The 17,404-nt window shown below is 70.0% G+C and carries 18 protein-coding genes; 4 read left to right on the top strand and 14 right to left on the bottom strand.

Going from position 1 to position 17,404, the window contains the following annotated elements:
- Positions 1–82: 82 nt before the first annotated feature.
- On the top strand, positions 83–1,000 hold the full coding sequence (locus tag ACLBX9_RS06410; RefSeq protein WP_447718317.1) for a LysR substrate-binding domain-containing protein: 918 nt from the start codon (positions 83–85) through the stop codon (positions 998–1,000).
- On the opposite strand, the gene ACLBX9_RS06415 is transcribed toward ACLBX9_RS06410, so the two are convergent.
- From ACLBX9_RS06415 to ACLBX9_RS06435, 5 genes are all read right to left on the bottom strand, one after another.
- The gene (locus ACLBX9_RS06415; RefSeq protein ID WP_447718318.1) at positions 990–2,192 is read right to left on the bottom strand and encodes an ABC transporter substrate-binding protein; all 1,203 of its coding nucleotides are present in this window, start codon (positions 2,190–2,192) and stop codon (positions 990–992) included. The genes ACLBX9_RS06410 and ACLBX9_RS06415 overlap by 11 nt on opposite strands.
- Before the next feature lie 330 nt (positions 2,193–2,522).
- On the bottom strand, positions 2,523–2,966 hold the full coding sequence (locus tag ACLBX9_RS06420) for a DMT family transporter (protein ID WP_447718319.1): 444 nt from the start codon (positions 2,964–2,966) through the stop codon (positions 2,523–2,525).
- Positions 2,967–3,054: 88 nt separating this feature from the next.
- A complete protein-coding gene (locus ACLBX9_RS06425; RefSeq protein WP_010684727.1) occupies positions 3,055–3,423 on the bottom strand; it encodes a response regulator in 369 nt (122 codons plus the stop codon).
- Positions 3,424–3,537: 114 nt separating this feature from the next.
- Positions 3,538–3,780: a DUF7241 domain-containing protein gene (locus ACLBX9_RS06430; RefSeq protein WP_447718320.1), complete on the bottom strand. Its 243-nt coding sequence runs from the start codon at positions 3,778–3,780 to the stop codon at positions 3,538–3,540.
- Positions 3,781–3,950: 170 nt separating this feature from the next.
- Positions 3,951–4,151 carry a hypothetical protein gene (locus tag ACLBX9_RS06435; protein WP_010684725.1) on the bottom strand — a complete coding sequence of 67 codons (201 nt, stop codon included), beginning with the start codon at positions 4,149–4,151 and terminating at the stop codon, positions 3,951–3,953.
- Between the two features lie 1,019 nt (positions 4,152–5,170).
- On the opposite strand from ACLBX9_RS06435, the gene ACLBX9_RS06440 reads away from it, so the two are divergent.
- Positions 5,171–5,803, top strand: a complete 633-nt coding sequence (locus ACLBX9_RS06440) for a LysE family translocator (RefSeq protein WP_010684724.1) — start codon at positions 5,171–5,173, stop codon at positions 5,801–5,803.
- 151 nt (positions 5,804–5,954) lie between these two features.
- Here ACLBX9_RS06440 and ACLBX9_RS06445 read toward each other — a convergent pair whose 3' ends face one another.
- Positions 5,955–6,971: an LLM class flavin-dependent oxidoreductase gene (locus ACLBX9_RS06445; RefSeq protein WP_010684723.1), complete on the bottom strand. Its 1,017-nt coding sequence runs from the start codon at positions 6,969–6,971 to the stop codon at positions 5,955–5,957.
- A gap of 83 nt (positions 6,972–7,054) precedes the next feature.
- Positions 7,055–7,672 (bottom strand): glutathione transferase GstA, encoded by a 618-nt coding sequence (gene gstA / locus ACLBX9_RS06450; protein WP_010684722.1) that lies wholly within the window; start codon positions 7,670–7,672, stop codon positions 7,055–7,057.
- A gap of 136 nt (positions 7,673–7,808) precedes the next feature.
- Here gstA and ACLBX9_RS06455 point away from each other — a divergent pair, with 136 nt between their 5' ends.
- Entirely contained in the window at positions 7,809–8,174 is a 366-nt protein-coding gene (locus tag ACLBX9_RS06455; RefSeq protein ID WP_039893672.1) for a winged helix-turn-helix transcriptional regulator, read from the top strand.
- Between the two features lie 192 nt (positions 8,175–8,366).
- Here the strand turns inward: ACLBX9_RS06455 and ACLBX9_RS06460 are convergent, their stop codons facing one another.
- Positions 8,367–9,683, bottom strand: a complete 1,317-nt coding sequence (locus tag ACLBX9_RS06460; RefSeq protein ID WP_447718321.1) for a carotenoid oxygenase family protein — start codon at positions 9,681–9,683, stop codon at positions 8,367–8,369.
- Positions 9,684–10,132: 449 nt separating this feature from the next.
- Here ACLBX9_RS06460 and ACLBX9_RS06465 point away from each other — a divergent pair, with 449 nt between their 5' ends.
- Positions 10,133–10,945: a CDP-diacylglycerol diphosphatase gene (locus ACLBX9_RS06465; protein ID WP_447718327.1), complete on the top strand. Its 813-nt coding sequence runs from the start codon at positions 10,133–10,135 to the stop codon at positions 10,943–10,945.
- Between the two features lie 128 nt (positions 10,946–11,073).
- Here ACLBX9_RS06465 and ACLBX9_RS06470 read toward each other — a convergent pair whose 3' ends face one another.
- The 6 genes from ACLBX9_RS06470 to ACLBX9_RS06495 form a co-directional block, all read right to left on the bottom strand.
- The gene (locus tag ACLBX9_RS06470) at positions 11,074–11,913 is read right to left on the bottom strand and encodes a gamma-glutamylcyclotransferase family protein (RefSeq protein WP_447718322.1); all 840 of its coding nucleotides are present in this window, start codon (positions 11,911–11,913) and stop codon (positions 11,074–11,076) included.
- 84 nt (positions 11,914–11,997) lie between these two features.
- Positions 11,998–13,035 (bottom strand): hypothetical protein, encoded by a 1,038-nt coding sequence (locus tag ACLBX9_RS06475; protein ID WP_447718323.1) that lies wholly within the window; start codon positions 13,033–13,035, stop codon positions 11,998–12,000.
- Positions 13,036–13,490: 455 nt separating this feature from the next.
- Positions 13,491–14,198, bottom strand: coding sequence for a hypothetical protein (locus ACLBX9_RS06480; RefSeq protein ID WP_447718324.1), 708 nt, complete (start codon positions 14,196–14,198; stop codon positions 13,491–13,493).
- A complete protein-coding gene (locus ACLBX9_RS06485) occupies positions 14,188–14,547 on the bottom strand; it encodes an STAS-like domain-containing protein (RefSeq protein ID WP_039893743.1) in 360 nt (119 codons plus the stop codon). The genes ACLBX9_RS06480 and ACLBX9_RS06485 overlap by 11 nt, the downstream gene beginning before the upstream one ends.
- A 5-nt stretch (positions 14,548–14,552) precedes the next feature.
- A complete protein-coding gene (locus ACLBX9_RS06490; RefSeq protein ID WP_447718325.1) occupies positions 14,553–15,449 on the bottom strand; it encodes a hypothetical protein in 897 nt (298 codons plus the stop codon).
- A 559-nt stretch (positions 15,450–16,008) separates the two neighbouring features.
- The coding region (locus tag ACLBX9_RS06495; RefSeq protein WP_447718326.1) for a hypothetical protein at positions 16,009–17,404 on the bottom strand (1,396 nt) is incomplete at its 5' end.

Raw genomic sequence — 17,404 nt, forward strand, 5'->3', positions numbered from 1 at the left:
CTCCAGCCTTAGGGGCCACCGCGTTTGCCTGACAATTGAGCAGGGGTTATCGAGGTATGAGTTTTTGTATCCCGGTGGAGCGATGACGCGCCGCATCCCGCCCCTCAACCCGCTGCACGTGTTCGAGGTCGCCGCGCGGGTGAACGGTTTCAGCCGCGCGGCCAGCGAGTTGAACGTCACGCAGTCGGCGGTCAGCCGCCAGATCGCGGTCCTGGAGAGCTACCTCGGGGTCCGCCTGTTCCACAGGGAGCGGCACGGCGCGAGCCTCACGGAAGCCGGCGCCGCCTACGCGGCGGAGATCCGCGAGCCCTTCGCCCGGATCGCGGCGGCGACTGCGCGCTTCCTCGACCAGAAGGCGACCGAGACCCTGCACGTGCGGGCCTACGCGACCTTCGCGGCCAAGTGGCTGATCCCCCGCCTCGCGGATTTCCACGCCCGCTACCCCCGCGTGCGGATCCAGCTCAGCAACACCGTCCGGCCGATCGATTTCACCCGCGAGACGATCGACGTGGGCATCCAGCTCGGCCAGGGCGACTGGCCGGGAACGCACTCCCGGCTCCTCCTGCCGGATGTCATCCAGCCGGTGTGCAGCCCGGACCTCGCCCGGGCGATCGGCGACGACCTGTCGGCGCTGCGGACGCGGCCGTTCCTGCACTCGCACTACCGCCGCCGCGACTGGGGCGACTGGCTCGCGGCCCGCGGCCTGCCCGAGGCGTGGGGCCCCGCCGGGATGATGTTCGAGAGTTCGGTCCTGACCTATCAGGCGGCGGCCGAGGGCCTGGGCATCGCGATGGGACAGGTGGCGCTGCTGCGGGGGGACATCGCGGCCGGGCGTCTGGTGCCCCTGTTCGGGCCTCCCCTGGCGCGGGATCTCGGCCACCACGCCGTCTGGCCCGCGGGCCGCCCGATGAACCGGAAGCTGGAGATCTTCCTCGCCTGGCTTCAGGCGCAGGCGAGCGATCCCGAAGCCGCGGGGACGGGCGCCCCCGTCAGGGGTTGACGAGGGGGCAGCCGCCCTCGGCCTCGGGGCGGAACGCCCTGTCGCCCGGCACCGTCTCGACCACCCGGTAGTAGTCCCAGGGATAGCGCGATTCGGCGGGGCTCTTGACCTGCAGGAGGTACATGTCGCGCACCACCCGGCCGTCCCGGCGCAGGTGCGCGTCCCGCGTGTAGAAGTCGTTGATGGGCATCTGGCGCATCTGCGCCATCACCGCCTCGGCCTCGTCGGTCCCTGCCGCCCGGACCGCCTTCAGGTAGTGGGTCACGGCCCCATACACGGCCGCCTGGAGACTGCCCGGCGCGCGCCCGTCGAAGCGCGCCATGAACCGTTTGGACCACGCCCGCGTCGCGTCGTCCCTGTCCCAGTAGAAGCTGTCGGCGAGCAGCAGGCCCTGCGCCTTGTCGAGCCCGAGGGCGTGGATGTCCGGCAGGTTCACCAGGAGGGCCGCGAGCTTCTGGCCGCCGGCCTTGATCCCGAACTCGTCTGCCTGCTTCTCGGCGTTGATGAAGTCGGTCCCCGCATTGGCAAGCCCGATCACCTCGGCGCCGGATCCCTGCGCCTGCAGCAGGTAGGACGAGAAATCCGCCGTCCCGAGCGGGTGGCGCACGGAGCCCTTCACGGTTCCGCCGTTCGCCTTGACGACCCGGGCCGCCTGCTCCTCAAGGGCGTGGCCGAAGCTGTAATCGGCGGTGAGGAAGAACCAGTTCTTCAGTCCCCGCCGGACGGCGGCCCCCGCGACCACGTTGCCGAGGGCGTAGTTGTCGTAGGCCCAATGGACGCCGACCGGGGAGCAGTTCTTGCCGGTGAGGTCGGGGGTGCCGGGCCCGGTCGCGAGGAAGACCCGCCGCTTCTCCCGCGAGATCGCCTGGACGGCCAGGGCAACACCGGACGAGACCACCTCGGTGATCGTGTCGACGCCGTCCTGATCGTACCATCGCCGCGCCAGCGCGGCGCCGACATCCGCCTTGTTCTGATGGTCGGCCGAGACGATCTCGATCCGCGCGCCGTTGACCGTCCCGCCGAAATCCTCCGCCGCCATCTGCGCGGCGAGGATCGACCCGGCGCCGACATTGTCGGCATACGGTCCGCTCATGTCGGTGAGGACACCGACCTTGACGACGCCGCCGGAGATCTCGCCGGACTCAGCGCCGCCGGTCGCGACGACGCTGAGCACGAGCGCGAGCGCGAGCATAGGGTTTCGCAACGTCACCTCCCGCAGTAGCGCGCGGCGGCTCTTCGGACGGCGCACCTTCGCTGACGGCAGTTTCTGAGCGCGCCGGCGGCGGCTCATCAAGTTCCGAGACGGAACGATCGGGTGAGAATTTGTCACGGCGCCTGCCGGTGAGGCACTGGTCGGGAGCTCGCGGGGGCCTCAGTGGCCTCGCGGAGACCCGCCCGCCTGTCCGGCGGTTTCGGCCCGAAGGCGACCGGCCGCCCGCGACCAGACCGCGTCAGGCCCGACGGTCCCCGGAGCAGGATCCGCATGTTCGGCTCGGCGCCCTGACAGACGCACCGGACACGATCAGAACAGCGCCACCAGCGCCACGCCCGCGATCATCAGGAGGGCGCCGAGGATCCGCCAGAGGCTGGCCGGATGCACCGGAAAGCCGACCCATCCGTAGTTGTCGAGCAGGATCGAGACGGCGACGCCCACCGTCACGATGATGCCGAGGAACGAGGCCGCGCCGATCGCGGGCGAGGCGTAGAGCTGTGCGAGGATCAGCAGGACGCTGAAGAACCCGCCGAGCCACGCCCACCAGGGCACTGCGGCGAGGTGCTGGCCGTTCGGCAATTCGAGCTTGCCGAGGGCGAGACCACCGAGCAGCAGCGCCGTCGTGCTGACGAGCAGGGTGATCAGGCCGGCCGTGATCGGCAGACCGAGCGACTTGGACAGCATCGCGTTCTGTCCAGGCTGGATCGCGTTGGCGATGCCAGCGAGAATGGTGAGACCGTAGAGGAACAGCATCCCTGGCCAGCGCGCTGACGAGCGGCCAAGATCCCTCGCAGGCCTGGATACCTTTGACGCGCCCCGCCGTCGGCGCCGCTGCCGGCCGTCAGTGCAGCCGCAGCACCTGCAACGCCTTGCGCACCAGCTTGTCCGCGCAGGGCTTGTTGAGGAAGTAAGCGCAGTCGGGCAGTCGTGCTGCCACCCGGGGATCGCACCCCGAGCAGACGATGATCTTCGTCTCCGGCCAACGTGCGGTAGTGGTGTGGGCCAGATCGCAACCGTCCATCCCGCCCGGCATGTCGATATCCGTGTAGAGGAGGGCGGCGCCGCTGTTCGCCTCCAGGAGGCGCAGCGCCTCGGCCGCATGGTCGGCTTCCAGGACCTCGAACCCGAGCGCGTCGAGCATGGCTGCGGCCGCCATGCGGATCACGGCTTCGTCTTCGGCAAGGATGGCGAGCGGGCGAGAACCTGACATGCATCAGAAAATGCGTCCGACCGTCCCGCGTTTCAGCGTGGCTTTTGATTATTGGCGTTCGATCAAAGGTCCGCTCGCGGATCATCGGCGCCGGCTGCCGATCGACAGATCCCGTCACTCGGAGATCCGGCACCACTCGCGTGCTCCCAGGCTCCAGGCCTGCGCGTTGCAGTAGGCGACCGGTGCGCCGTCGTGGCTGATCATGCGTGCCAGCATCACCCTCGTGCCGAGCGCCGTGATGCAGATCACCGTGGGCCCGAGCCCGGCGTCGCCGATCAGGCGGGTTCCCACGCCCCATCCGTTCTCCCGACAGATGTCGGCCGCAGGGCGGTGGTCGTGCCGTGTGCCGCCCGTCATGGACCGGCACCCCGGTTGCCGCGATGGGATGGGGATCCCGGGCGAAGCGGGATGTCGGGATGGGACGAACACCTCATGCTCGACCAGCGCCGATGCGTGCGGCCCGGCTCCCCGGAAATGGCCTCCCGCGAGCTTCTGTCACATCGGCTTCGGCGCATATCGGCTTCGGATCACATGACCGTCCCAGGGCCGACGGGATCGCCCGGGACCAAGTCCGGCCCGGCAGGGTCTCCTGGCACCGGATCGGGCGGCGGTGCGGGCATCGGCGGGTCGCCGGGCATGGGCTCGGTCGGCGGCGGCTCGCCGGGTGTCGGCAGATCGGGGCCGCCGGGATCGGGGGTGCCGGGATCGGGCATGCCGGGGTTCGTCATGGGCCATCCTCTCCGCTGTGCCCTCACGCGGGCGCTTCACGTCGCCGAGCTTCCGCAGACCACCGCCTGCTTCCGACTGCTTCCGGCACGTGCCGGACAACCGACCGGACAGCCGAGCGGCTGCCTCAGTGGCGAACGCGTGGGACGCTCTGGCGATGCATCGCCGCCCCGCGCGGATGATCCAGTCGTGGCCGCCGGCGGAGGCGACGCGCGGCATGACGCGGACGCGACGGCCCCGATCCGGCCACCGAAGCACGCGCTCAGGTCCGCGCCGGCACGGCGGATGGCCTCCGGCCGTGCTGCCCGCCCGCCCGCCAGTCCGATGCCCGCGGCATCGGGCAGGCCTGCGCCGTCGTGTCTGCCGACGTGGACGCGCGGCGCGTGGCACGCCTCACCGACATGCGACACGTCGCGCGGCAGCCCGGCCTGCCGGCCCAGGTGACCGTCACCGCGCGTCAGCGCATCATATTCGACGGCTCGGCCGCCCCGTTGAGCACTCGGGTGAGCGGGGTTCCGCGCGGCGTGAGCCAGTCTTCGTGCGGTTCGCGAGCGCGACGGGGCCGGGTGCGACGCCGGGCCTTGGTGACGCCTGTTCCAACGCCACTCAAGGTTTCGTCAGCGTCGCGCACGTCGCGGTGGCCCCTAGACCCACTGGGTCGGTCGCAGGCAGGCGGCTCGCCTGCGAGCGGCGGAGCAGCTTATGCATCCCGCCCCGATCCGAAATGGCCAAGTGACCGACGCGTCGTCGCTCAGAGGAAGCGCCGCCGGCGACCGACTTGGCCGACCTCAGCGACCACGCAGAGACCGTGTGAGCGTCTGAGATGGGCGGATTTCTGACCATCTGCTCACCCGTGACGAAACGCCAAAAGCGGACGTGATACGGCCGAGGCTTCCCACGCAGGACAGACGAGGTTAGGGATAGTTCACCTCGCGTGACCGACGCTTGAGATGATACACCATCGGGGACCGCTGGTGCAGAGCGCCACGCGTCTGGGCATCCTCCTGATGACGGGACGACGATGCCTGAATTGAGCAACCTCCTCGCCTTCGCGGCCGTCGCGCTGGGCATGGTCCTGACGCCAGGGCCGAACATGGTCTACCTAATCTCGCGTTCGATCTGCCAAGGCAGGACGGCCGGTTTGATCTCGCTCGGCGGCGTGGCGCTCGGCTTCGTCGTCTACATGCTCTGCGCCGCCTTCGGCATCACGGCGCTCGTGCTGGCGGTACCCTACGCGTACGATGCGATCCGCATCACGGGCGCAGCATATCTGCTGTGGCTTGCGTGGCAGGCCGTCCGGCCCGGCGGTCGTTCGCCGTTCCAGGTGAAGGAGTTGTCAAAAGACGGTCCAGCCAAGCTTTTTCTGATGGGATTTCTGACCAACCTGCTGAATCCGAAGATCGCGGTCATGTATCTGTCGCTGCTGCCGCAGTTCATCGACCCGGCTCGGGGCAGCGTGCTCGGCCAAGCCCTCCTGCTCGGCACGACCCAGATTGTCATCAGCGTTCTGGTCAACGCGGCTATCGCTCTCTCGGCCGGCTCAATTGCCATGTTCCTCAGTCGACGCCCGTCGTTTGCCGTTGTGCAGCGTTGGGTGATGGGGACAGTGCTGGCCGCACTGGCCGTCAGGATGGCGACCGAAGCTCGCCGGTAAGGCCGAGTCGCCTGCCCAGGAGCGGCGCACCTCGTGCCGTCCCCTTCCGATCTAGATCAACATCAGACGGTCGGCCTTCCGGGAAGTGCCGTCCGCCACCGGGCCCGGCGCTGTCGTCGGCGCAGGGCGCCGGACTGGCCCGGCGCTCCGTTCAGCGCCAGCCGAGTTGCGGAGCGACATACTTGAGAATGCTCTCGATGACGTGGGCGTTGTAGGCCACGCCCAGCTGGTTCGGCACCGTCAGCAGGAGGGTGTCGGCCTCTGCGATCGCCGTGTCGGCTCTGAGCGCCTCGACCAGGCGCTCCGGCTCCGCGGCGTAGGAGCGGCCGAACACCGCCCGCATGTTGTCGATGATGCCGACTTGGTCGCTGCTCTCGCCGCGTCCGAAATAGGCGCGGTCGAGGTCGTTCACCAGCGCGAAGATCGACCGGGAAACGGAGACCCGCGGCACGCGCGCGTGCCCCGCCTCGGTCCAGGCCTGGCGATAGCGGCGGATCTGCCTGGCCTGCTGGACGTGGAACGGCTCGCCGGTCTCGTCGGCCTTGAGGGTCGAGCTCTGCAGGTTCATGCCCTGCTGCGCGGCCCAGATTGCGGTGGCGTCAGAGGCAGAGCCCCACCAGATCCGCTCGCGCAAGCCGTCGGAATGCGGCTCCAGGCGCAGCAGGCCCGGCGGGTTGGCAAACATCGGCCTCGGATTGGGCTCGGCAAAGCCTTTCCCATCCAGGAGGTCGAGGAAGACCTCGGCGTGCCGGCGGCCCATGTCGGCATCGCTCTCGCCATCGCGCGGCGCGTAGCCGAAGTGCCGCCAGCCGTCGATGACCTGCTCGGGCGAGCCGCGGCTGATGCCGAGCTGGAGCCGGCCGCCCGAGATCAGGTCCGCCGATCCGGCGTCCTCGACCATGGCGAGCGGGTTCTCGTAGCGCATGTCGATGACGCCGGTGCCGATCTCGATGCGCTTGGTCCGGGCGCCGACGGCCGCAAGCAGCGGAAACGGCGAGGCGAGCTGGCGCGCGAAGTGATGGACCCGGAAATAGGCGCCGTCGGCACCGAGCTCTTCCGCCGCGACCGCGAGGTCGATGGACTGCAGCAGGGTATCGCCGGCCGAGCGTGTTCCGGACCGCGCCGTCGGCGCCCAATGCCCGAACGAGAGGAATCCGATCTTCTTCATGGTCACACTCACGTTAGGTCGTGCCGCGTCGCAGGCGGTCGGACAGGACAGGGCGGCGGACCGGGGCCGCCGCCCGGCTTCCGTCACGCCGCCTTCTGCAATCCCTCCGCCGCCATCGCGGCCTGGACGGCGGCGCGCGCTGCGACGCGCTGGCTGAAGCGGGCGAGATGCGGCCACCGGGCGAGGTCGACGCCGAGCTTCGGCGCCCAGCTCAGGACCACGAAGAGATAGGCGTCGGCCACGGTGAAATCCGGGCCGGTGAGGTGGGGGCGGCCGTCGGCGAGCGCGGCCTCGACGATGTCGAGCTTGCGACCGAGATTGGCCGACGCCGCTGCCCGCGCCTCGGACGCGAGCGCCGGGTTGAAGAGCGGGCTGAACGCCTTGTGGAGCTCGGCGGAGATGAAGTTGAGATGGCCGTTGAGCCGCGCGCGCTCCACCGTGCCGGCCAGCGGCGCGAGGGTGCCGGGCGCGTGCTTGTCGGCCAGGTACTGCACGATGGCCGCGCCCTCGGTCAGGACCACGCCGTCTTCGAGCTCCAAGGCCGGGACGTAGCCCTTCGGATTGACCGCCCTGAAATCCGCTCCCGAGGCGGTCCTCTTCTGGTGGAGGTCGACCGCCTCGATCGTGAACGCCAGGCCGAGCTCGCGCAGCACGATGTGGGGCGAGAGCGAGCAGGCGCCGGGGGCATAGAAGAGCTTCATGGGACGTCTCCGATGGCGGGGTGTCCGGAGAGGTATACGGGAGCGTTACTCGTGGGAACCGGGTAACTTCCGGTGACCGACGCTTTCGAGTATCGTCGGAGAAACCAAGTTGCCGTCCGGATGCCGGGAGCGTGTCGTGGCCCTGAAGCTGAGGAAAAAGGTCCCGCCGCCGCCGGGCTGCCCGATGTCGGCGTGCATGAGCCTGCTCGGCGGCGTCTGGACGCCGGATATCATCTGGAACCTGAGCGAGGGCGCGCGTCGCTTCTCCGAGCTGCGGCGCGCCATGCCGAACATCTCGGCCAAGGTGCTGAGCGCGCGGCTGAAGGATCTCGAGGGACGGGGCGTCCTTGCTCGCTCCGTGCTGGCGACGACCCCGCCGAGCGTGGACTACGCGCTGACCGACCTCGGCGAGGAGTTGATCCCGGCCATCCGGGCTATCGTCGAGGTCGGCTCGAAGCTGCATCTCCGGATGACGCCTCAGGCGGCAGACCGCGCCGCCTAGGATCCCCCGCACGTCGATGCGGGTTCCCGACCCTGCGCGAACGCCGATTCCCCTGGCGCCGCGGGCGTTCTCGAAGCGCGCCGAGCGGGCGGCGCGCCAATATCGGCGCACGGCGCGACGCGGCCGCTCAGGGAGGGCGTTCGCCTGCACGCGGGGCGGGAGGACCGGTTGAACCTGCCTCCGGCCCGGCTCTCACGCGTCCGGGATCCAGGTCCCGTGGAAGCCCTGCGGCACCCGCCGCGGCAGGCGGACGCGCGCGACCGGTTCGGCCGCCATCTCGGACGCCTCCAGGATCACGAGGTCGCTCGCCCCGCGAACCCGGTCGTAGACGAAGCCCATCAGCCAGCCCTCGCCAGGGCCGCCGGGCACGTGCGCGAACTCGCTCGGGATGCCGCCGGCGAAGACGTGCGTCGCGTCCCGGCCGCGCGCCAGATCGTAGCGCACCAGCGCACCGTCGCCGGTCTCGTCCCCACTCGGCCCGGCCCCGGTCTGCACCGCGTAGAGCACCCCGTGCGCCAGGCCCGTGCGCCGCTCGTCGATGCGCGGGAACTCGACCGCGCGGTCGTCCAGGTCCGTCTCCTGCGCGCGGTCCGCCCCCGGGGCGACCCGCCAGCGCCGCAGCCGTGCGGGCTCGAAGCGCGACGCGGACGGGCCGCCGCGCCACAGCTCGGGGTACCACGCCACGTCGAGCACCAGCGTCCCGTCCGCCTCCTCGTAGGCGTTGCCGACGTGGAAGACGTAGCCCGGCTCGACCGCGACCCAGCGCAGCGCCTCGGCCCCGGCCCCGCGCGGCAGGACGCCAAGACGCGGCGCGTGCGCATCGCTCCAGGCGAACGGCATCGTGCCGCGCAGCGCCAGAGTCATGTCGAACACCACCGGCAGATCCATGAACACGACGTGTCCGCGGGTGAGGGCGAAGTCGTGCATCATCACCGGCGCGGGCAGCGGCAGGGCGGCACTGTGCACCAGCGTGCCCCCGGCATCGGCGACGTGGTAGGTCAGGTAGGGCGGCAGCGGGCTGTAGCCGAAGAAGTGGAGCTCGCCCGTCTCCGGGCAGATCTTCGGATGGGCGGTGAACGGCGTCGCCAGGCGCCCGCCGAAATCCTCGTAGCCCAGCGTCTCGAGCTCGGGCCCGATCCGCATCGGCAGGGCGTTCTCGACGAGCGCGAAGGTGCGCCCGGCATGGGTCACCACGCTGGTGTTGGCGACGCTGCCGCGCAGGTCGAGCGGATTGCCCGAGGCGCGCCCCTCGAACCGCGGCGTACGCACCCAACGGTTGCGGTACCACTCGGCCCGGCCGTCGCGCAGCGCGACGCCGTGGATCATGCCGTCGCCGAGGAACCAGTGGCCGGAATGGCCGTCGCGCGGGTTGGCACCGTTGCGGGCGTAGAGGCCCGAGAGATCGGGCGGGATCGCACCCTCGACCTCCAGCGCGAAGCTCGTGATCTCCTCCTGGACCGGGGCGAAGTTGCCGTCGAGCCAGTAGGGTGTCGCCTCGACCTCGGGCATCGATGCCTCCGTGCCAGCGGGCCGCCCGCCGCGTGCCGGCTGCGCGTGATGCATGCCGGCGGCGCGGATGCGGACTTGCGTGTCTTGCGACCGTGTTTCGCGACCGCACGAACCGGTCTGCAGCCCCCGCCGACCGGCCGCCCGGGGCAGAGCCCTCAACGCTCAGTGATATGGGCCGAGACGTCGGCCCGTCGAGGGCCGGAGACGGCCGGAGCGGGCGGTCGCCGAGCACCGGGCGGCAGCGCAGCGGACGAAGTCCGGGCGATCCCCAGGCAGCCCTTCTGCGCGCGGCACGATCTCGTTCCGACCGCCGACGGATTGCTTTTTTCCCGAGCAGACACTCCACTGTCTCGGTGCGGGCCATCGGTCGGGAGCGTCGTGGCGCTCGCGACCGGGTCGGAACGGGGACGGCGTCGCCCCGCTGTTCGACGTGTCGAGTGCGGATCGGGATGTCGACGCGATCGCTGAGCAGTCTCGCTGTCCTCGCGGCGGTCGCAATCTGGCTGGCTGCCGAAATCGTACCCAAGCTCCTCGGAAACGGCGGAGCCTTGTGGGAGATCGTCCACGGCGAGTGCGTTCCCCATCAGCTGCGCGGAGAGGGGCCTGCACCCTGCAGCTTGGTCGACCTGCAGGGTGGCGTCGAGAAGGGGTACGCCATTCTCAAGGACCTCCGGGGACGCGCGCAGTTTCTCCTGATCCCGACCGCACGGATCACGGGGATCGAGAGCCCCTTGCTCCTCGAACCCGGCGTGACGAACTACGTCGCCCAAGCCTGGCGCGCTCGGACCTTCGTCGAGGAACGTCTCGGGCATCCGCTCGACCGGCGCGACGTGAGCCTTGCGGTGAATTCCCGGCTTCGGCGGACCCAGGGCCAGTTGCACATCCACATCGACTGCGTGCGCCGGGACGTCCGGGACACCTTGAACCGCCTCGCCTCCGCCATCGGTGACAGCTGGGCTCCCCTGAGCGAGCCGTTGAACGGTCGCCAGTTCAGGGCGAGGCGGGTGCTGGGGGACGATCTCGGCCCGACGGATCCGTTCATGCTGCTGGCGCGCGACGGCGACGCGCGATCCGCCATGGGCGAGCATTCGCTCGCCGTCGTGGGGGCCGACTTTCCGGACGGCGGGGCCGGCTTCGTGATCTTGGACGGCCATGTGACCAGCCGTTTAGGCGAGGCGGCCAACGCCGAGGCCCTGCAGGACCACGCCTGCGGCGTCGCCGCCAAGCGCGCGCCGACCGAGATGAACCGTCTGGAATTCTGACGCGGGCCGGCCGGATCGCCGTTCCAGGCGCGGTTGATCCGACGCGCAGCACCGCGCTCAAGACGGCCTCCTGAACTAGGCGGCTCGAACCGGCCGGTCTTCGCCGTGGATCAGCGGGGATGCCGTCGTCAGGCGGGCACCGCACCCTCCGCCCCATCGCTCAGCAGCGGCTGCACCGCATCCCGGCGCCGCGTCCGGCGCTCCTTCCCCAGATGCGCGAGACGCCCCGTGGGTGTCCGGTAATGCCAGCGGATCGAGAACGGTCCCGGGAACATCCGGTCGGAGAAGTATGAGGCCGCCGGCTCGATCGTCGAGAGCAGGGCGTCCGCCTCGGCGTAACGGCGATCGTAGATCCACGGCCGCCGCGCCATCTCGCGGTCGTTCAACCAGTAGGGGCTCCAATCCGCGGTCGTCTCGATCACCTCCCGCGCGTAGTCGACGCCGTAATCCAGCGCCCCCTCGACCGTGGCGTCGATGTAGGATTGCAGCAGCGGGAAATCGTCGCTCGCGGCGGCAAGATGCGTGGCGGCGTCGTCGGCGGGCACGTAGGTCCAGATGGTCCCGCACGCCGGCAGAGACTGCCACGACACGGCCTCGATCTGCTCGATCGGCACGGGAACGCGCCGGTAGCCCGCCTCTCGCAGATCGAAGGCCGCGAGATCGGCCGGATCCACCGGATACATCACGCCGTTGACCGTCATGGTCGCCTCACCGCGGCGCGGGCGCCGCAGACCGAGGGCGGTGAAGCCGCTGGGACAGCGGAACACCCAGGCTCTGAGATAGCCGAACTCCGCCGAGAGCCGTGCAGGGATACCGGCGATCGGCGTCGCCGAGGTGTGGTCGCGCAGGTGCGTGTTGATCAGCGAGCCGTACCCGAAGATGAAATCGTTCGGCATGTTGGACATCCGGCGGCCCCAGTAGGCCGACCGCGGCGGCGCACTCTCCGTACCGGACCGGTGTCTGCTCATGCCTGACTCCCCGCGGTCGCGTGCCGGCCACCCGCGGCGCGGCGGCAGGAGGCATCCGTTTCGATCTGCTCGGCGGATGCATGCTCAAGTTTCCTGGCGGGACTGTGTCGGACTTGTCGAGAATTGGCCAGTGTGCGCCGGTGGAGACTTGTCGACGAGGACGGTGAGATCTGAATTCGTAGCGCGACGATACCGGAGAGCGACCCAGCCGCGCACCGTCGCGCCGATGCGCACGGCGAAGGGGAGAGCGAGGACCGGGACCACCGTGGTGGCCAGATAGAGTTCGGTGGCGTGCGAGAGGGCGGTGCCGGCGGCGGCCCAGGTCAGGCTCACGTTGCGGTTGCCGGCCACGAGGGCGATCGTGAGGGCGCGCGTCCGCCCGAGCGGCGAGAAGAGGACGCCGCTCACGAGCCCGAGCCCGAGATTGAGGCCGGTCGCGATCGCCAGGCAGGTGAGGACGTATCCGCGCTGCGTGCCCCAGGCGCCTCTCAGCGAGTCCGCCATCGTGAAGCCGACGAGGACGAGGCCGAGCACGGCGATGCCGGATGCGGCCTGCATGTCCGGGATCAGTCCCTGCAGGCGGCCCTTGGCGCTCGACAGGGCCAGGGAGACAAGGCCGGCCGGACCGACGATCAGGGCGAGGTGCACGGCGAGGGCAGCGGGGTCCATCCGGACGCCAGCGCAGAGGGCGACCGCCAGGAGCGGAACCGTGAGCGGGGTGAGCAGCGTCAGCCCGATCGTGTTGACGAGGGCGAGCCGCGGGTGGAGCCCGAGTATGGCCGCGATGGCGGCCGCACCGCTGATCGGCGGCGCCAGAACGGACATGAGGATGCCCTTCCGGAGATCCTCGCCGATCCCGGCCAGCAGAAGCAGGGCGGCCATGGCGGCGGGAACACCCAGCCCGTTCCAGGCCAGCGCGAGGGCGATCGCGGCGCGTCCTGATCCGCCCTCGCGCGGCGCGAAGTTGGCCGTCTGGAACGAGCCGAGGGCGAGCAGGAAGGCCGCGATCGGAAGCAGTCCGACGGCCTGGCTCGAGAGGAGCGGGACGAGGCTGCCGAGGATGAGGGAGGTGACGAGCAGCGTCGGCCCGTGCCGCCCGAGCGCCGTCAGCAGGACTCCCACGCGATGCACGGCAGCGGCCCCCGTCCCAAGGCTGATCCCCATGATGCGCCGAGTCCCGATAGAGAGGCAACGCGATGCGTGCACGGCGCGTGTCCGGGCCGCCGACGTTGGACTGGCCGGGCCTTCGGGGGATGAAGACCGTGGCCCGGCGCCGCTCCCGCGGCATCGCGTTCAAGCGTCAGGTCGGGTGGAGGAGTTGTCCGACGGGACCCTGCTCAGTCTCGAGATTCAGAGCCGCTTGTCTCAGGGGTCCAACTTGCACCCTCATCCTGAGGTGACCGCGTCAGCGGGCCTCGCAGGAGAGCTCCAGGGATCGCGAGACATCTGGAGGGCTCCTTCGAGGCCTCCGTCGCGCTCCTGCACCTCAGGATGAGGTCAAGATCCGGATCCCCGTTGCCGTGCACGCGGTTGGAAGGTCGAACGGGCTTGCAGGCACGGCGCCGCGGCCGGGACGGTCATTCCCCCGGCGGCCGGCTCGCGATCTCGCGTTGCCATGGGCTCAGTTCGTCGCGCACCGCGCACGCCCCCGACCCGTCCGGGGTGACGACGCGCGCGATGTCGCCGCTCAGCGCTTCCTCGCCGCCCGGACCGGCGCTGCCGGCCCGCGCAGCGCGCGCGATCTGCAGCCGCTTGTTGGCGGATATGAGCATCACGTCGGCCTCGGCGAAATCCGCATCGTCCGTCATCAGGAGGATGCCCTCGGCCCGGCAGAATCGTTCGATGACGACGTCGGTGAAGTCACGCCGGGCGCGGCAGGCCGCGTCGACGATGTCCATCACGCCGAGATGCTCCGGACCGATCGGGATGTAGCGGCCGGCGTCGACGATGTTGAGGCAGGCCTCACGGATCGCCGCCGCCACGCCCTCGTAGGCGGCCGACCGCCGGAAATCCTTGAACGCGATCTGCTTCGGGCCGGAGGCGAGATGCGCGTTGTAGGCGATGCGCGCGCAGGTGTTGCAGAACTCGTTGATGATGTAGTCGTTGTAGACGATCTCGTTGCCGTTGCGCAGCAGCGCATCGTAGGCCGCGCTGTAAGCTTCCACCTTCGATCGCGGCGCGGCTTGGTTGAAGCCCTCGATCATGATCCAGACGTTGGTGTCGAACAGGATGCGCGAGCGGACCACCGTCGCGGCTTGATCGGTGGAGGTGACCCTATTCGGCATCGACTTCGGCGATCTCGGCGAAAGCGGATCTCTGGCCCTCAGGGTCGCGGAAGAACAGCTTGGCGCGATCGACGACCAGCTTGAGCTGAATGCGCTGGCGCGGATCCGCATCCAGCGGGGGCGCCAGATGGCGCCGCACCGTCTCCTCGGAGAACGTCCCGTAGAGCTGGCCCACCGCGGTGTTGAGAAACGCCGTGGTCAGACGTGTCACGGAGGTGAACGAGAGCACGACCTTGCGCTCGTCGACGATGTGGTCGTGGATGACCTCGAAGACCTTGTGTCCGTCCAGAGCCGCGACGCAGATCCCGCTGCCGACGACCTGCGCGATGCACACGTGAGCTTCCCTCATGCCGGTCACCAGATGCTGTACGGATCCGGCGCTTCGTCCAGATCGTAGGGTTGTCGGTCGGACGTGTCGATCTCGAGGACGACGACGGTCCCGGGATACGGGGCGCCGAGGGCGCGCTTGCACGCCTGCGCGCCGGTCTGGCGCCAGAACCCGCCCCCCGAGACGATGGTCATCTGGCCGCCGTTCAGGGCGATGAAGTCCCGCAGGACCTTCGAGCCGAGGCCGCCCGGAATGTCGCCGAGGCGCGTCGTGTTGTAGGGCTCCATGGCCCAGGCGATCGCGTCCTCGGCGCTCTGCGCGTCGCCGAGCTTGGCGCGCACGGCGCTCGGGATGCCCTGCCCCCCGTCGGCCATGCAGAAGGCCAGCCTGTGCGCGCGGGGATAGTATTGGCCGCCGACGATGATCGGCTGCGTCGCGTGCGCGTGGAGCACCGCGTTGGCGAAGAGTTCGTCCAGCCCCTCGAAGAATCGGCGGCGGAGGGCGGCGGTCATCCGCGGCATCTCGGGCCGGTCGAGGTGCCGCTTGGCGTACCGGCTGAAGGCCGGTCCGTCATCCTCCCCGAAGGCGGTGATCGGCATCACCGTGTTGAAGCGGTCGGGCTTGCGGGCGAGGATCAGGTGGTTCTTGCAGAAGGTGTCGCGCAGCCGCGGGGCCATCCCCGTCAGCGAGACCGCGTTCCCGCGGCTGCCCGCCTTGCGGAAGACCGTGTCGAGCGCCGCGGTAAGATGGCCGTCGACCCAGCCGACCCTGGAGAGATCCACGATGATGTCGGTATCGCTGTGGGCCGAGAGCGCGCGGTGAAGGCCGGCCATCGTGCCGAAGCCGGCGGCATTGCCGATCAGACTTCCCCGCGCCGCTGCGCCGGGCTCGGGTCCGAGATGGATGTTGGCGACCGCTCTCACACCGTTCGTCTCCGCGGGCCACGGGCCGTCATACCGGCGAGGGCCGGGGCGGCGTGCCGCCCCGGCCCCCTCATTCAAGCGCCTGATGCGCGATCAGTAATGGGTGCAGTGCGGATCCATCGGTTGCGGAGCGCATCCCACAGGCTCGCAGGGCTGCGGGGTGGGATGACACTCCGGCGCCGGCGCGCACGGCGGGGGCTCGCAGGGCGAGGGTTCGCAGTGCGGGGCCGGGTCGCAGCCTCCGCCAAGCGACAACGACACGCTGGCGACGATATCGGGGATGAGGCCCATTGTCTGACTCCCAATTCAGTTGGTTCTCTGGTTGCGTTGCACGCTCCCCGGAAAAGATCCCGAGAGCGTTTCAGTAATTGCGAGCATCGCCCGCACCAAAATAGTATTCGATGGAAGATTACTTGCAAGCATAAAATGCGATTTATTGAAAAATTATTTTTTCTGAGCGCTCAAGCATCAGACATCAACTGCAACGAAGACCTCGATGCATTCACATCTATCGGACTGGTGCCGGACAGCCGTCCGGCTCGTCGATCGTGCGCGTTGCCTAGACGAGCCCGTGGAGCATGCCGTTCGCCGAGGCGAGGCCGTGCTCGTGCGAATCCACGTTCTCGGTGTAGGACAAGCCCGCGAAGCCCACATGGACCGGCGGCGCCACCACCGCTTCCGGCGCGGCATGCGCAATCTCGACGGCGTGGCTGCCGACGTCAGCGTGGCCGGCCTCCGCGGGCGCGGACCCGGCCGCGCTCGAGGCCGGCGTCGCGGACGCTTCGTGTGTTTGCGACGGCTCGGCATGGGATGATCCAAGATTGATCGTCCCGCCGACGGCCGATCCGACGGCCGCGCCGACGCTTTCGACGACCGGCGCATTTCCGGTGTGGCCGACGGCTTCGGCCGTCGTGCTCTGCGTCGCGCCGGCACCCGTCAACGCGGAGGCGTGCTCGACAGCCGGCTCGGCGGTCGTCGCGGCATGTCCCTCACCGGCCGATGCGGTTCTGGCCGGCGCGGCCTCCTCGACCGTGGTCGTCCCGTGCGGCCCCGCAGTGCCGGAGACGAGGGAGGTGACGGCGGACGAGACTTCGTGGAGCGCGCCGGAGGTGGCCGCGGCCGCGTGTTCGGCGGGGCCGGCCGCATTCGCCACCGGGTCGATCGACCCCGAGCCCGCGTGGCTCTCCGTGTGGACGGGCGCCTCCAGGACCTGCGTGACGGTACTGACGGGATCCGCGGCGTGGGTCGGGGCCGCCTCGCCCGCGTGATCCGTGATCGCGGAGGCGAGCGCCGTCACGCCGGAATGGCCGGCCTGTCCGTTCGTGCTGGACGCAGCCTCCTCGGCGACGGCCGTCGCCGCGTGCGGCCCCGAACCGGCGGGTGCGAGGCTCCCCAGGACGGACGATACGTCGTGAAGCGCCCCGGCGGTTGCCGCCGTCGCGGGATGCTCGGACAGGCCGGTCGCCTCCGCCAGGGTCCCGACCGGCCCCAGGTCGAGGGGGCTCTCCGTGTGCGAGGGCGCGTCCTGAACCTGCGCGACGGTGCTGACCGGATCCAGGTTGCCGATGGACACGGCCTCGACCACGTGCTCCGTGAGCGCCGAGGCGAGCGCCGGCACGTCGTGGGATGCCGCCCCGCCGACGTCACCGGACAGCAGGCTCTCCGTCGCGGCGAGCGCGGTGTGGGCACCGTCATCGACGTGGGAGACAGTCCGGTCGATGGCCTCGACGAGCCTGCTCGGGACCTCCTGCGCCGTCGAGACCGCGGTGCCGACGAGGGGGAGGTCGGACCCGATGCCGTCGGGAGCGAGCGCGACGGGGGACGAGACCATCCCCGACAGGCCGTGCTCGAGCGTGCCGCTGAGCGTTTCCGTCAGCGTCCCGACGACGGGAGCAGCGGTCGCGACCGCGTCGGGCAAAGCGGCTGCCGTTCCCGTGACGGAGGCGAAGCCGGGC

The sequence above is a fragment of the Methylobacterium sp. A49B genome (assembly GCF_053346215.1).

Coding starts and splice junctions, on each gene's coding strand:
- ACLBX9_RS06410 (WP_447718317.1), top strand. CDS start 83: ATGACGCGCCGCATCCCGCCCCTCAACCCGCTGCACGTGTTCGAGGTC.
- ACLBX9_RS06415 (WP_447718318.1), bottom strand. CDS start 2,192: ATGCTCGCGCTCGCGCTCGTGCTCAGCGTCGTCGCGACCGGCGGCGCT.
- ACLBX9_RS06420 (WP_447718319.1), bottom strand. CDS start 2,966: ATGCTGTTCCTCTACGGTCTCACCATTCTCGCTGGCATCGCCAACGCG.
- ACLBX9_RS06425 (WP_010684727.1), bottom strand. CDS start 3,423: ATGTCAGGTTCTCGCCCGCTCGCCATCCTTGCCGAAGACGAAGCCGTG.
- ACLBX9_RS06430 (WP_447718320.1), bottom strand. CDS start 3,780: ATGACGGGCGGCACACGGCACGACCACCGCCCTGCGGCCGACATCTGT.
- ACLBX9_RS06435 (WP_010684725.1), bottom strand. CDS start 4,151: ATGACGAACCCCGGCATGCCCGATCCCGGCACCCCCGATCCCGGCGGC.
- ACLBX9_RS06440 (WP_010684724.1), top strand. CDS start 5,171: ATGCCTGAATTGAGCAACCTCCTCGCCTTCGCGGCCGTCGCGCTGGGC.
- ACLBX9_RS06445 (WP_010684723.1), bottom strand. CDS start 6,971: ATGAAGAAGATCGGATTCCTCTCGTTCGGGCATTGGGCGCCGACGGCG.
- gstA (WP_010684722.1), bottom strand. CDS start 7,672: ATGAAGCTCTTCTATGCCCCCGGCGCCTGCTCGCTCTCGCCCCACATC.
- ACLBX9_RS06460 (WP_447718321.1), bottom strand. CDS start 9,683: ATGCCCGAGGTCGAGGCGACACCCTACTGGCTCGACGGCAACTTCGCC.
- ACLBX9_RS06465 (WP_447718327.1), top strand. CDS start 10,133: ATGTCGACGCGATCGCTGAGCAGTCTCGCTGTCCTCGCGGCGGTCGCA.
- ACLBX9_RS06470 (WP_447718322.1), bottom strand. CDS start 11,913: ATGAGCAGACACCGGTCCGGTACGGAGAGTGCGCCGCCGCGGTCGGCC.
- ACLBX9_RS06480 (WP_447718324.1), bottom strand. CDS start 14,198: ATGCCGAATAGGGTCACCTCCACCGATCAAGCCGCGACGGTGGTCCGC.
- ACLBX9_RS06485 (WP_039893743.1), bottom strand. CDS start 14,547: ATGAGGGAAGCTCACGTGTGCATCGCGCAGGTCGTCGGCAGCGGGATC.